14 protein-coding genes are annotated in these 12,438 nt (G+C 38.2%); 6 read left to right on the top strand and 8 right to left on the bottom strand.

Going from position 1 to position 12,438, the window contains the following annotated elements:
* The first annotated feature begins 64 nt into the window (after positions 1-64).
* From WAE64_RS06900 to WAE64_RS06890, 3 genes are all read left to right on the top strand, one after another.
* Positions 65-565 (top strand): PAS domain-containing protein, encoded by a 501-nt coding sequence (locus WAE64_RS06900; protein WP_340235520.1) that lies wholly within the window; start codon positions 65-67, stop codon positions 563-565.
* Positions 546-785 carry a cysteine-rich CWC family protein gene (locus WAE64_RS06895; protein ID WP_340235519.1) on the top strand — a complete coding sequence of 80 codons (240 nt, stop codon included), beginning with the start codon at positions 546-548 and terminating at the stop codon, positions 783-785. The genes WAE64_RS06900 and WAE64_RS06895 overlap by 20 nt, the downstream gene beginning before the upstream one ends.
* 249 nt (positions 786-1,034) lie before the next feature.
* Positions 1,035-1,727, top strand: coding sequence for a hypothetical protein (locus WAE64_RS06890; RefSeq protein WP_340235518.1), 693 nt, complete (start codon positions 1,035-1,037; stop codon positions 1,725-1,727).
* 3 nt (positions 1,728-1,730) lie between these two features.
* Here WAE64_RS06890 and WAE64_RS06885 read toward each other — a convergent pair whose 3' ends face one another.
* Positions 1,731-1,928 carry a hypothetical protein gene (locus tag WAE64_RS06885; protein ID WP_340235517.1) on the bottom strand — a complete coding sequence of 66 codons (198 nt, stop codon included), beginning with the start codon at positions 1,926-1,928 and terminating at the stop codon, positions 1,731-1,733.
* Between the two features lie 83 nt (positions 1,929-2,011).
* Here WAE64_RS06885 and WAE64_RS06880 point away from each other — a divergent pair, with 83 nt between their 5' ends.
* Positions 2,012-2,710: a hypothetical protein gene (locus WAE64_RS06880; protein WP_340235516.1), complete on the top strand. Its 699-nt coding sequence runs from the start codon at positions 2,012-2,014 to the stop codon at positions 2,708-2,710.
* Here the strand turns inward: WAE64_RS06880 and gltX are convergent.
* The 4 genes from gltX to WAE64_RS06860 all read right to left on the bottom strand — a co-directional run bounded on the left by gltX (position 2,702) and on the right by WAE64_RS06860 (position 6,207).
* Complete coding sequence (gene gltX / locus WAE64_RS06875; protein ID WP_340235514.1) at positions 2,702-4,207, bottom strand: glutamate--tRNA ligase; 1,506 nt, start codon at positions 4,205-4,207, stop codon at positions 2,702-2,704. The genes WAE64_RS06880 and gltX overlap by 9 nt on opposite strands.
* Before the next feature lie 132 nt (positions 4,208-4,339).
* The gene (locus tag WAE64_RS06870; protein WP_340235513.1) at positions 4,340-4,861 is read right to left on the bottom strand and encodes a DUF2480 family protein; all 522 of its coding nucleotides are present in this window, start codon (positions 4,859-4,861) and stop codon (positions 4,340-4,342) included.
* An 82-nt stretch (positions 4,862-4,943) separates the two neighbouring features.
* Complete coding sequence (locus tag WAE64_RS06865; protein WP_340235512.1) at positions 4,944-5,873, bottom strand: hypothetical protein; 930 nt, start codon at positions 5,871-5,873, stop codon at positions 4,944-4,946.
* 1 nt (position 5,874) lies between these two features.
* Positions 5,875-6,207, bottom strand: a complete 333-nt coding sequence (locus tag WAE64_RS06860; protein ID WP_340235511.1) for a nucleotide pyrophosphohydrolase — start codon at positions 6,205-6,207, stop codon at positions 5,875-5,877.
* A gap of 295 nt (positions 6,208-6,502) precedes the next feature.
* Between WAE64_RS06860 and WAE64_RS06855 the strand changes: the two genes are divergently transcribed.
* Complete coding sequence (locus WAE64_RS06855; protein WP_340235510.1) at positions 6,503-7,552, top strand: M28 family peptidase; 1,050 nt, start codon at positions 6,503-6,505, stop codon at positions 7,550-7,552.
* Positions 7,553-7,595: 43 nt separating this feature from the next.
* Here the strand turns inward: WAE64_RS06855 and WAE64_RS06850 are convergent, their stop codons facing one another.
* From WAE64_RS06850 to ribD, 3 genes are all read right to left on the bottom strand, one after another.
* Positions 7,596-9,263: a S41 family peptidase gene (locus WAE64_RS06850; RefSeq protein ID WP_340235509.1), complete on the bottom strand. Its 1,668-nt coding sequence runs from the start codon at positions 9,261-9,263 to the stop codon at positions 7,596-7,598.
* Positions 9,264-9,433: 170 nt separating this feature from the next.
* Positions 9,434-10,234 (bottom strand): pyrroline-5-carboxylate reductase, encoded by an 801-nt coding sequence (gene proC, locus WAE64_RS06845; RefSeq protein ID WP_340235508.1) that lies wholly within the window; start codon positions 10,232-10,234, stop codon positions 9,434-9,436.
* An 84-nt stretch (positions 10,235-10,318) separates the two neighbouring features.
* Complete coding sequence (ribD, locus tag WAE64_RS06840) at positions 10,319-11,350, bottom strand: bifunctional diaminohydroxyphosphoribosylaminopyrimidine deaminase/5-amino-6-(5-phosphoribosylamino)uracil reductase RibD (RefSeq protein ID WP_340235507.1); 1,032 nt, start codon at positions 11,348-11,350, stop codon at positions 10,319-10,321.
* 49 nt (positions 11,351-11,399) lie between these two features.
* On the opposite strand from ribD, the gene prmC reads away from it, so the two are divergent.
* On the top strand, positions 11,400-12,314 hold the full coding sequence (gene prmC, locus WAE64_RS06835) for a peptide chain release factor N(5)-glutamine methyltransferase (protein ID WP_340235506.1): 915 nt from the start codon (positions 11,400-11,402) through the stop codon (positions 12,312-12,314).
* Positions 12,315-12,438 lie beyond the last annotated feature (124 nt).

Here is a 12,438-nt window from a genome sequence, read left to right as displayed (position 1 = left end):
TGATAATTTCAGAAAATTCAAACAATTGATTTAAACATTTTGTATTCAGCTAAAACACAAGACTATGCTAGACGTACCTGCTTTTGTTTCTGCTGAAGATAAAAAGTTAGCAATTCCGCTACTTTGTTGGGATATAGCTAATCCGGCATTAGAAAAACGTGTACATATACATAATGACATACAACAGCTCGAAAACCTTATTGTTAGCCATAAATGGCAACTTGGTATCAATTTTAAATCGTTATTGATAGAGAATCATACGCTTATTGTTACGAATCTTTTACGACAGATTATCTGGACGAGCCAGAGTTTTCAAACCATGACAGGCTACAAGTCTGAGGACGTAGTAGGGCTAACTTTATCTTTTCTGCAAGGCCCTAAAACGAATCTTCAGACTAAAATGTTTATTAAAGAGAAACTGGCTAATTTTGAAACGCTAGAAACCCGAATACTGAATTATCGCAAAAACGGAGAATCTTATTGGTGCAGTATAAAGATTTTCCCGATTCAGAATATACAGGGCGCTATAACTCATTATATTGCCGTTGAAAAAGAACTCAATTGATATGCCTAAGCAATTGCCAATAGATAATCCTGAAAAATGCCCACGTTGCCAACAGATTTTTGTTTGTAAAGCAGGTAGTATCGGCAATTGCCAATGCAACAATATTCGCCTCAATAAAAAGCAAACAGATTACATCAGGCAGCGTTTTACTTCATGCTTGTGTATTACTTGCCTGAACGAATTACAAGAAGAATCTTCAAAAGTAAGGCTTCTCAGTTAAATAAATCTTCGTTTAGTATATGTGCAAATCTATTTTTCTTTTTTTTGCTTATGTGCCTGTTTTTACAGCAGTAAAGTATAGTTTTTATCGTTTTTCTTTTATTTTAGCAATAAATTCAACAAATTTGGAGAGTATTTCATTATTATCAGACAAAAACTCATAATAATCGGGTATTGGTAGCAATGGAGTTGGTTCATTTAGCAAAATAGATGAAACCTTTCAGCCATTTATTACTTTCTAAACCTAACCATGATAAAAGTTGCCGTAATTGCCTTACTTCTTATTGTTGAGTTGACTATATTTTATGGAGTAGATTCAACATTTGCTTATCCTTTCAGAGGGCTCATACATCTGTTTATGGCATACTGGTATTATTCTGAAAGAAAAAATGTATTAAATCTAAGCGACCGTCTTTTTTTGATTTCTTGTGTTATTCCTGCTCTTACACCTATTCCGATTTATATTTTTGGTTTCACCTGGGGTACACTTCTTGAGGCTATTATGCTTTTAGTAAGTTATCAGTTACTTATTAGAGTTTATATGCTTGAAGGTGCAAAAATAAGGCTCAGAAGCAACATAAAGACCTTTACAAGAGTATTGGTCCCGTATGTATTTCTGCCGCTTACCTATTTTTTCTTTGTAGTATTCCAAGTGGCAAAACCTGATATATTGATTATTACGTTCATATATCTGTTACAGATTATGTACATGGCTGTGCTTTCAGCTTATTTGCCTTTTTCCGAAAAAAGCAAGCTAAATATAGCTTTAGGCATGTTTTTCATCATATTTGCCAGTGGTGCAAGTGTTCATCGTGTATATGTAGCACCTTTTGAGTTCGACTACGGAACAGTAAGAATAACAGCTAATCTTGGGCGAATATTAATTATTATTGGTTTACTAGGTCGAGTTAAAAAAGAAACTATTCTTCCAAAATTAGTTTAGCTTTTATTTTTCATCATCTTTTTTACGGTTGCGAAGTTTTTTGTCGTCAACTGTATTGTTTAAGAAGCTGTTGATTTTATCTATTTCAAAACTCATTTGTATCTCGCCAAAAGAGTTTATTTTAATATCAAATCCATTCAAATCTTTATGCACACGAGGGTTTTCGGTTTGCGCTTTATCGTCTGATTTCTTTTTTGCCATGGTTTTATAAATTTAATAAGCCATTAAAACTGGCCAAAGATATATAAACTTATTTTGCTTGTGTAACCTTTACGATACCTATTATGATAAAAATTTTTGTGACAATTATTCTTCTGATACTTGAAATAAGTCTTTTTCAAAACTTTAATCGAGTTGCTGCCTTTCCTGCCCGGCTACTGGTTTACTCGTATCTGGCTTATTGGTATTATTCAGAACGAAAACGCGAAGCAGCTATCAATTTAACGGATAAACTCTTTATTTGGTCTTGTATTATACCTATATTTTCGCCTGTTGCTGCCTACCTTTGGAACTCAATATCTACAAAAATACTCGAAATAGTTTTGTTAATGACCGCTCAGCAACTCATTGCCTTTATATGGCTACGCGAGGGCGCAAAAATCAATTTTTCTAATCAGAGAAATACTTTTCTTAAAGTATTAGTTCCCTATATCGTGTTTCCGGTATTATTTTTCTTTTTTGTAGTGTTACCAACTAATCAGTTGATACCGATAGTTTTATTTGCTTTTTATCTGTTACAGATGATGTATATTTCTATGCTATCGGCATTTGTGCCTTTTCCTGAAAAGAGCAAGTTCTATATATCTTTAGCGATGGGAGTCTTGATAATATCGAGCGGAGCAAATTTTTTGCGGCTTTGTGTGTCGCCTTATGAGTATGATCTAGCAGTTGTCAGAATCACAGCAGTAGCATCTCGTGCGTTTCTGGTCATAGCTTTGCTTAGCCGAGAAACACACGAGGAAGAAAGTCCTTATTTACGCTAACACTTCTGTAGCTTTTGTTATTCTTGCAATTACTTCTTCTTTGCCTAGAATCTCCAATGTAAGCATCAGGTCCGGGCCTTTGCCAACACCAGTAATAGATAAGCGGAAAGCCTGCATTACTTTGCCGGGTTTAAACCCTGCCGCCTCTAATGCCGGAAAGATAGTATCGTGGATATTCTGCGCTACAAAGTTATCGGTACTCATACCCTCAATAGCCTCTTTAATAGCTCTCAGGGCTTTGCGAGCATCATCATTCCATTTTGTTTTTACTATCTCTTCGTCGTAGGTAGCGGGTGCTTCAAAAATGAAAGGTACTTCGCTTACAATTTCTTGCGGGAACGTAACACGGTCTTTCATTAACTGTACCAATTTAGGCGCAATAACAGGCGATGCAGAAGCCGGAAGCTGAATAAGTGAAGCTAGTTCTTCGTCTGATTTCTGTTTCAGATAATGCTGATTAAACCATTTGGCTTTATCAACCATAAATCGGGCACCTGCCTTATGTATTTTATCTAAGCTGAATGATTCAACCAACTCGCTCATAGAGAAAATCTCTTGTTCAGTACCTGGATTCCAGCCTAAAAATGCCAGGAAGTTAACCAAAGCTTCCGGGAAATATCCGTCTTCACGGAAACCTCTTGCTTGGTCGCCACTTTCAGGGTCTGTCCATTGCAGTGGGAACACCGGGAAATTGCCTAATAAACCATCACGTTTGCTAAGTTTTCCGTTACCTTCTGGTTTTAGCAATAAAGGTAAATGGGCAAATTCAGGTGCTTTCCAACCAAAGGCTCTATACAACAAGATATGTAAAGGAGCCGATGGCAACCACTCTTCTCCACGAATCACGTGTGTGATACCCATCAGGTGGTCGTCAACGATATTAGCCAAGTGATAAGTAGGCATACCATCTGACTTCAATAGCACTTTATCGTCGATAGTTGATGAATGCACCACAACCCAGTCACGGATAATATCTTTGAACCGAATTTCTTCTTTCAATGGTACTTTCAGGCGTATTACATGAGGGTCACCGTTTGCAATTCTTTCAGCTACCTCTTCTTTCGATAGCGTCAGCGAGTTTTTCATCTGCATTCTGGTAACCGCATTGTAAGAAGGGTTATCTATCTTTGCATCTTCAAGTTTCTTGCGCATATCTTCCAATTCTTCGGCAGTATCAAAAGCATAGTAGGCTTTTCCGGCTTCAAGTAATTGGTCAGCATAGCGGCGATAGATGTCTTTTCGCTCTGACTGGCGATAAGGAGAATCTGGGCCTCCTACGCCTTGTCCTTCATCTATTTTAATTCCTAACCAGTTTAGGGCTTCAAGAATGTATTCTTCTGCTCCGGGTACAAAGCGGGTCTGGTCTGTGTCTTCAACACGAAGCAACATTTTACCACCCATTTTTTGAGCAAATAAATAATTATACAAAGCCGTACGAACCCCACCAATATGAAGTGGGCCTGTCGGACTAGGAGCAAATCTTACACGAACAGACATAATTTTTATAGACAATTTTTAAGTCGTAGAATCTAAAACAGCGGTCATTAACGACCCTGGATTAAAACGGGGCGCAATTTACGAAAAAAATGCAGGTCGATGGGCTAAACCTTTAAAATTACTAAGCAGTACTTAAATTTTATCTTTAGGTTTTTTGTACAAAGGCACAGTGCTGCAAGGCTCGCCAAACATAATGCTTTGTGCAAAAGGCTTCAATCGGCGGGTGATTTCAACGTATGCAGAGATAGGTACTTCTACTTTGCTACATCCTTTTACTACTACTTTGGCACCTATGTAATCGTTGAAATTAATACGGGCTATGGCATCATCGTATAGTTTTCGTTCGAGGTCTTCTAATGTGCCGAATACAACCATATTGGCATAGGTTTCTAGTTGTATAGCAAGCAACATATAGGCCCAAGTTGGTATAATAGCCTCTTCGGTACAGGTAATAGCTACGTTTTTATTGGCATAGTAGCTCCAGTCGTGCGTTTTCAGAAACTCTCTGAAATCTTTTTCACGTAGAATCAGACCCATATAGAGATTATCTTTTATATCGTACACTACTCTTTCACCTTGGTGATAAAAGTCTTCTAAGTCCAGAGAAACCAAACCACTTTTGCTTACTCTGTTTATGATTAGTTCTTCTTCCATTTGTTTATAATAAAAAAAGTACCATTGTTGGCTTAATGGCTAAAAATGGCACTGTAATATTCTTTAGGAAATAACACTTTCTTTAATCAGAAAGTTTGTTTTCCGAATCGTCTGATAATTCTTTTGCTTGAGTGGCTGCTGAAAAAGGCGATGGTGCAAGCGGAATAGGCTTGAGCGAAAGGTAATCGAAGGCACCGCTCAGCATCCACATTTTTAGAAAAACACGGCCGAAGATAAAGGCTTGTTGAACAAAAAACATGACAAAAATCTTGAATGCCGAACTAAGCCCAATAGCAGATTCGAGAAACAGATAGAACAAAACCAATATAACAGCTACTACCAGAATAGCCCAATAGATACGCATGGTTTTGAAATTGTGAAAAATATAGTTAGTTGCTTTCCAGAAACCTAGCCAAGCGTTTAGCGAGAAGTTTTTAAATAAAATTACTTTTGCATAATTGCCAACATTAAGCACTACTGTAAACATAAAGCCCGAAATCAATAGAGAAGGGGTAAGCCATGCCATTTGCACAGGTTCGGTGCTGCCATCAGATGCTATTAGAGAGATACCAAGAAGTATAAACGAAATAATACAAACCCCTAAAAGCGCAACGAGCTCTATCAGGAATACTACAAGGAATTTGCCGAAATAGTGGGTACAGTTTCTGAAAAACTCGTTTAGCCTGAAAGTGCCTCTTAAGGCAAACTGAGAAAGAATACCACCCGCAAAAAAGATGTTCAGCACCAGATAAATAACTGAGAGTGCAAAACCCAAAAGCCAGAAAGGTGGAAGCGATTTGCCGCTTTTACTTAAAAAATCAATAATAACAGTTAAATCGAAACCCGAAATAAGTTTGTTGAATTCTAAAGAACTTTGGGCTTCTGATTGCAGTACGTTGTAAAGAGGTGCAGCTAAAATTAATCCAAAAGATATATTTACTATAAAAACTGTCAGAACCATTTTCCAGTTGCGGGCAGTTCGGTTAAATGCTTGGGAAAGTATCGTGAACATATTACATATTGGTTAGTTTTTCGTTGTTTTGATGTCGCAATTTATCTCTTTTTGTTTTCTTCTCAAGGTTTTTGCGAAGTGCCTCTGTGAGGTCTATATTAGTTTGGTTGGCCAGGCATATCAGTACAAATAGTACATCGGCCATTTCGTCGCCCAGGTCTTTTTGTTTATCCGATTCTTTCTCTGATTGTTCGCCATATCGGCGTGCAATAATACGGGCTACTTCGCCAACTTCTTCGGTCAGCATAGCCATATTGGTAAGCTCATTGAAATACCTTACACCGATTGTCTTTATCCAGTTATCTACTTCTTGTTGTGCTTCTGCAATAGTCATATTGAATGTATTTTAAGCTGCAAAACTAAGCAAAAAAAGTGCATACTGAAATACATTCTACACCGGAGCGTTGTTTTAGAATAAAACAAAAGAGTAATTTGCGGTGCTTGTGTTTAAGTTATTTATAGTCAGTTACTTACAAGTATATTCTTAAAACGGTTAAGACGCAAATTAATTTTCTTTTAATAGCTCAATCGAAAATGAATACCTTTGTGGCTGATTAACGGTTTTGATGATAATTATGCGTTTTTCATGATAAAATCATGGAGTTATTTTCTTTTAATTAAAATATATTATGATGAACTTGTTTAAAAAGCAGACAATTCAAAATAGACATTTCCCCTATGTTCGCTTAACAATTTTAGCGTTTTTGTTTGCCTCTATTGTTTCGTGCAAACAAAACCAGAGTTCGGGCAGTAAAACAGAGGCAGAAGAGGTAAAATTGGTCAGTGCTCCGGCCTTTAATGCCGACTCAGCCTATACTTTTGTTGATGCGCAGGTAAAATTTGGTCCACGTGTACCTAATACACCTGCCCATGTAAAAGGTGGAGACTGGATGGTGAAAAAGCTAAAAGAATATGGTTTTGAAGTAATAGAACAGGCTTTTAAACCTGTAACTTTTGATGGCAAGGTGCTAAACGCACGTAATATTATCGGAACGTATAATCCGACAGCTACTAAACGAATTTTGCTTGCAGCCCATTGGGATTCACGCCCATTTGCCGATAAAGACTCTGTGAGAAAAGACCAAGCTATTGATGCTGCCAACGATGGTGCCAGTGGGGTAGGTGTATTGCTTGAAGTAGCCCGTACTATTCATACAAACCCGCAGAAACTAAACATTGGTGTAGATATTATTTTCTTTGATGCCGAAGATTGGGGCGAAAAAGATGATATGCAACCCTCGCAAGGCAAAGATTATTGGTGCTTGGGTTCGCAATACTGGGCCAATAACCTGCACAAACCTAATTATTCTGCCTATTTTGGGATTTTGCTCGATATGGTAGGTGCAAAAGGTGCTACTTTTCCGAAAGAGGGCCAATCGGTTCAGTTTGCCGGAAGCATTAATAATCAGATATGGAATATTGCAGGCCGCCTAGGATATGGTCAATATTTTATTCAGCAAGAAGGAAGCGGTATTACCGATGACCATGTGTATGTAAATACAGTAGCTAAAATTCCGATGATTGATATTTTGCACCAAGAGCTAAACAGTAATCGCACTTTTGGGGCATATCACCATACACACGGAGACAATATGAGTATCATTGATAAAAACACACTGAAAGCAGTCGGGCAAACGGTGGTACAGGTATTGTATCAGGAGAATGCTGAGGCACTATAAACAGAATAGGGAGCAACGCTCCCTATTCTTCATTATTCTGTCATTAAAACTTCTTTTCTTTCTCTAATTTTTCTGCCTTTGAAAAGCTACTTAAGGCTGTTTCAATCATCGGGTCATCGCTATAAACAATCTGATAATACTCGTTATTCAGACCATTTTTTACACTACGTTGCCAGATATGGCGAGCAATAGCTGCTTTTAGTTGAGATTTTACAAATGCTTTAGAGTCAGTCACTTCTTTTGCGTCATATTTTGCCCCAGTCTGATTCAATAAACGATTCATGTCGTTAATCATAGTCTCACTTACAGTAAAACCTTTCAGATAACTTTCAAATGATTGTTTTGACAAAGTCTTACGGTTTTCGTTGGCATAACTCATGGCGTACTCACGAATGATATTACGGCCATACAGTTCCATCAGATACTTGGTAATATGGCTTGTATCACGTGGCACAAATATATCAGGCGTAACACCGCCGCCACCATAAACTGTTCGGCCGCCCATAGTCTTGAAGCGCATCTTAGGGTTATTTTTGATACTATCGGCTATAAAATACTCCCCTGATTTCCCTCTGTCGTCCAGTTCGTGTTCATAAGTATCCAAATGTCCTTTTTCATAAGGTTTCTGAATACTTCTGCCACTCGGTATATAATAACGAGAAATAGTAAGGCGCAGCTCCGAGCCATCAGATAACTGAATCGGTTGTTGAACCAAGCCTTTACCAAAACTTCTGCGGCCTACAATCAGGGCTCTGTCATAATCTTGCAGTGCGCCAGACACAATCTCTGACGCCGATGCACTACCTTCATCTATCAACACTACAACGGCTCCTTTTTCGAACATGCCGTCGATATGGGCTGTTGTTTTTCTGTTGTTTCTAACGTCTTTTCCATCAGTATAAACAATTACCCCTTTACCTGCTACCAATTCATCTACAAGGTCAGTGGCTCTGTCCATATATCCACCCGGATTCCCACGTAAATCTAATAAGAGTTGTTTCATGCCTTGTTTTTGCAAAGCCTTCATGTGCTCTTTAAACTCTTCGTAGGTAGTTTCGGTAAAGCGATTGATTTTCAGGTATCCGGTTTTTTTGTCGTCCATTATGTAGGCGGCATCTATCGAATACTGAGGTATTTTATCACGAATAACCGAGAACTTCAATAAATCCTTAAAGCCTTTCCGTTTAATTTCCAACTTGGCTTCTGAGCCACGCTTGCCTCGCAGATTAGCAAATATATTGGTACTGCTGGCCTCTTTACCGGTCAGGCTATTGTTGTTTGCTTTGATGATAGCATCACCACTTTGGATGCCTACAGCCTCAGAAGGACCTCCGGCTAGTGGAGTTACGACATAAACGGTATCATTAAATACGTTAAATTCAATACCAATACCGTCGAAGCCACTTTCGAGCTGTGAACGTGCCAGTTCTGCATCTTGTGGAGGGAAATAATAGGTATGAGGGTCTAATTTTTCAAGCATTTTAGTGATTGAATAATCGACCAGACTATCTGTATTTACGCTATCAACATAACTTCTGTTTATATAGCTCAGAACCTCCCTGAATTTATTTGTGCTACGAGATACATCACCAGCCGGACGACGACCTCCAAAAAATGTTGCACCTATCAGAATTCCCAAAGCAAGGGTAGTACCCACTATGATAGGTGTTCGTACAGTGGCCTTACTATTTTGTATTTTGTTTTCTTCCACTTTTAAAACACGTTGTTTATAATTGAATCTAATTCTTAAGATAAATATACTAAATTTAATGGTAAATAGTTTGATACCTTAAGCCTAAAATGTCATTCTCATTTTACTGAGAGTCACATTATTAACATAAAATAATTCAAATAAATTTTATAGTGGTATGTTTTTAACAATTATTTAGATAATTCTTTCGCCCTTTGTTCGGCCGCCAGAATACCATTAATTAATCCCTCGGGTAAATTATTTTCTTCAAATGTACGCAGGGCTGCTTCGGTAGTTCCGCCTTTAGAAGCTACTGCTTTTATTAAATCGTCGAGACTTTTTTCTGCATTATTAATGAGGTGATAAGAGCCTAGCATGGTTTGTTTTACCAGTAAGCTCGCCATGCCTTCATCAAACCCCATTTTTTTACCTGCTTCTACCATGTGTTTTACCAGATAATAGAAATAAGCCGGGCCGCTGCCACTCAAGGCCGTTACGGCATCAATCATGCTTTCGTCTTCCAAATATACCGAGCGACCTGTAGCATTAATCAGGTTTTCAACTTTACGTAGTTTAGGGGCATCAACTTCTGGCGAAGCTGTAAAGCCTGTGATACCCATACCCAACATAGCAGGTGTGTTTGGCATTGCTCTCACAACCAGTTTATGGTTAAGGGTTTCTTGTATCTTGCTCATCGGAATTCCCGCCATGATAGAAAGCACAACCTGCTGAGGCTGGATAAACGTGCTTAATTCTTCTTTCATGGCCAAAAAATCCTGCGGTTTTACCGAAAGGATAATGAGTTCGTAGTCGGCAATCTGGGCGTTAATTGTACTTACTACAATGCCTTCTTTAGCACTTTTGAGTGTTTCGCTACGCTCCTGACTTTTTTCTATTAATAATAGGTCTTCTTTTTTTACTAGGTCATATTGCAAAAACGAACGGGCAAAGGCCATACCCATATTTCCGCAACCTATAATGGCAATTTTCATGAATCAACGACTCCTTACCCTTATATTGGAGTATTTTTGGTGAAAGATGATTACCTCTTAGGGTAGAAAGGTAATTATGCAAATTTAGCGATGTTTATAAATACTTAGTTCATCGCCTAACAAGTTTTGTTTTTCTACTATATCAACGTTCTTGGGTAATGTTGGCGCAGCAATACCTTTATAAAGTTGTTTGGCACTACGAAAAACCCTGATTTCATCAAAACCCTGCGCATCAATAAAGCTTTGTAGCAAGGCTGTGCCGCCTTCAACATACACCGATTGTATTTTCCTTTTAAACAATTCGTTCATCACATTGCTGATAAATGTGTCGCCGAACGATACTTTTATATATGTGTTTTTGTCTTCCGATTGCTCGCTTATTTCGTTCAATATTAAGGTTTCTTGCGTGTTGTCAAACAAATGTAGCGATTGTTCTAATCGTAATTGTCGGTCTACAACTATACGCACAGGGTTTCTTGCTCCTTGCCATTGGCGTACATTGAGTTTTGGGTTATCATAACGGGCTGTATTAGTGCCCACCATTATAGCGTCTTCTTCACTACGCCATTTGTGGGCTAGTTTATGCGACAGTTCGTTACTTATCTTTACTGGTGCATAATTTTCTGAGGTAATAAATCCATCGGCAGTTTCAGCCCATTTCAATATCACATAAGGCCGTTGTTGTTCTACATAGGTAAAGAATCGAGCATTTAAGGCACGTCCTTTATCAGCTAATAGTCCCCTTTCAACCTCAATGCCTGCATTTTTTAGTTTTTCGATGCCTTTGCCTGCTACCAGCGGAAAAGGGTCATCGTTACAAATGACAACTTTTTTTACCTGATGTTGCACAAGCAAGTCGGCGCAGGGAGGTGTTTTTCCAAAATGCGCACAGGGTTCAAGCGTAACATATACCGTTGATTCGGGGAGTTTTGATTTGTCTTTTACCGAATTTACGGCGTTCACTTCTGCGTGCCAGCTACCATATATCTGGTGCCAGCCTTCGCCGATTATCTGGCCATCGTGTACAATTACACAGCCTACCATTGGGTTTGGGCTTACTTTTCCTCGGCCTATTTCAGCCAGTTCCAAAGCCCTTTGCATGTATTTTTCTTCCATTGTTAAGCCCTGAGATTAGTGATTCAGCAAATTAGTCGATAATTTTGCGATGAATTACATAATATATATATTGAAAGATACCATAACCAGTAAACAACTCTTCGATGAATTGCTACACCAAATTACGGTGTATGAAACACAGGAAGCAAAAGAAATTGTTTTTTGGTTGCTTGAGCATGAGCTAAATCTTAAAAAAATAGATATTCTGGCAAATAAGCCTATTACTAATACCCGAAATATTGATTGGGGGGCTATCGTGAGCCGATTAAATAGCCATGAGCCGATTCAGTATATTTTAGGAGAAACATTTTTTTATGGCAGAAAATTTCTAGTTAATGAGTCGGTATTGATTCCCAGACCTGAAACCGAAGAGTTGGTAGCGTGGGTAAGTAAATGGGAAAAAGAAACAGGCAAACAGAGCGCACAGAAAAAAGTACTTGATATTGGCACAGGTAGCGGCTGTATAGCTGTATCGTTAGCAAAAGAATTGAGTCATGCGCAGGTATGGGCCTATGATATTTCGGACAAAGCACTGGCTACGGCACAGAAAAACGCAGCTATCAATAAAGCTGACGTAGTTTTTGAAAAAGTGGATATTTTGCAGTATCTCACGGCCGATGTTGAAGACACGCTTAAATTTGATATAATTGCGAGTAACCCACCTTATGTAACCAAGCAAGAGGCACAACAGATGCGTAACAATGTGCTTGATTTTGAGCCACATCTGGCACTTTTTGTAGAAGATACCGAGCCTTTGATTTTTTATGAAGCTATTGCTCGTTTTGCTTTTCAGACATTGAAAAAAGATGGGGTAGTAGTGGTAGAAATCAACGAGCATTTAGGGCCTGAGACAGCGCAGGTATTTATTGATGCAGGTTTTGCTGAGGCATCAGTTATTCAGGATATTCATAATAAAAATAGATTTGTTCAGGCTGCATTCAGTAAAAAGATGAAAAAGGATTAAGGGTTTTTAATGGTTTTTCCTATATTCACACTTTTTACACCAGAATTATTAGAATTAAGTAATTTATTCGATTTTAGAAATATACGTTTCTATAAAATCAAGGTATCTTATTGTTCATTAATCC

Source organism: Emticicia soli, assembly GCF_037860775.1.
Lineage (GTDB): Bacteria > Bacteroidota > Bacteroidia > Cytophagales > Spirosomataceae > Emticicia > Emticicia soli.
This window is presented reverse-complemented; position numbering and strand designations above follow the sequence as displayed.

What these genes read in the sequence shown, in the direction of transcription:
- WAE64_RS06900 (WP_340235520.1), top strand. Translation starts at nt 65, where the DNA reads ATGCTAGACGTACCTGCTTTTGTTTCTGCTGAAGATAAAAAGTTAGCA.
- gltX (WP_340235514.1), bottom strand. Translation starts at nt 4,207, where the DNA reads ATGTCTGTTCGTGTAAGATTTGCTCCTAGTCCGACAGGCCCACTTCAT.
- proC (WP_340235508.1), bottom strand. Translation starts at nt 10,234, where the DNA reads ATGAAAATTGCCATTATAGGTTGCGGAAATATGGGTATGGCCTTTGCC.
- WAE64_RS06860 (WP_340235511.1), bottom strand. Translation starts at nt 6,207, where the DNA reads ATGACTATTGCAGAAGCACAACAAGAAGTAGATAACTGGATAAAGACA.
- WAE64_RS06865 (WP_340235512.1), bottom strand. Translation starts at nt 5,873, where the DNA reads ATGTTCACGATACTTTCCCAAGCATTTAACCGAACTGCCCGCAACTGG.
- WAE64_RS06885 (WP_340235517.1), bottom strand. Translation starts at nt 1,928, where the DNA reads ATGGCAAAAAAGAAATCAGACGATAAAGCGCAAACCGAAAACCCTCGT.
- ribD (WP_340235507.1), bottom strand. Translation starts at nt 11,350, where the DNA reads ATGGAAGAAAAATACATGCAAAGGGCTTTGGAACTGGCTGAAATAGGC.
- WAE64_RS06880 (WP_340235516.1), top strand. Translation starts at nt 2,012, where the DNA reads ATGATAAAAATTTTTGTGACAATTATTCTTCTGATACTTGAAATAAGT.
- WAE64_RS06890 (WP_340235518.1), top strand. Translation starts at nt 1,035, where the DNA reads ATGATAAAAGTTGCCGTAATTGCCTTACTTCTTATTGTTGAGTTGACT.
- WAE64_RS06855 (WP_340235510.1), top strand. Translation starts at nt 6,503, where the DNA reads ATGATGAACTTGTTTAAAAAGCAGACAATTCAAAATAGACATTTCCCC.
- prmC (WP_340235506.1), top strand. Translation starts at nt 11,400, where the DNA reads ATGAATTACATAATATATATATTGAAAGATACCATAACCAGTAAACAA.
- WAE64_RS06870 (WP_340235513.1), bottom strand. Translation starts at nt 4,861, where the DNA reads ATGGAAGAAGAACTAATCATAAACAGAGTAAGCAAAAGTGGTTTGGTT.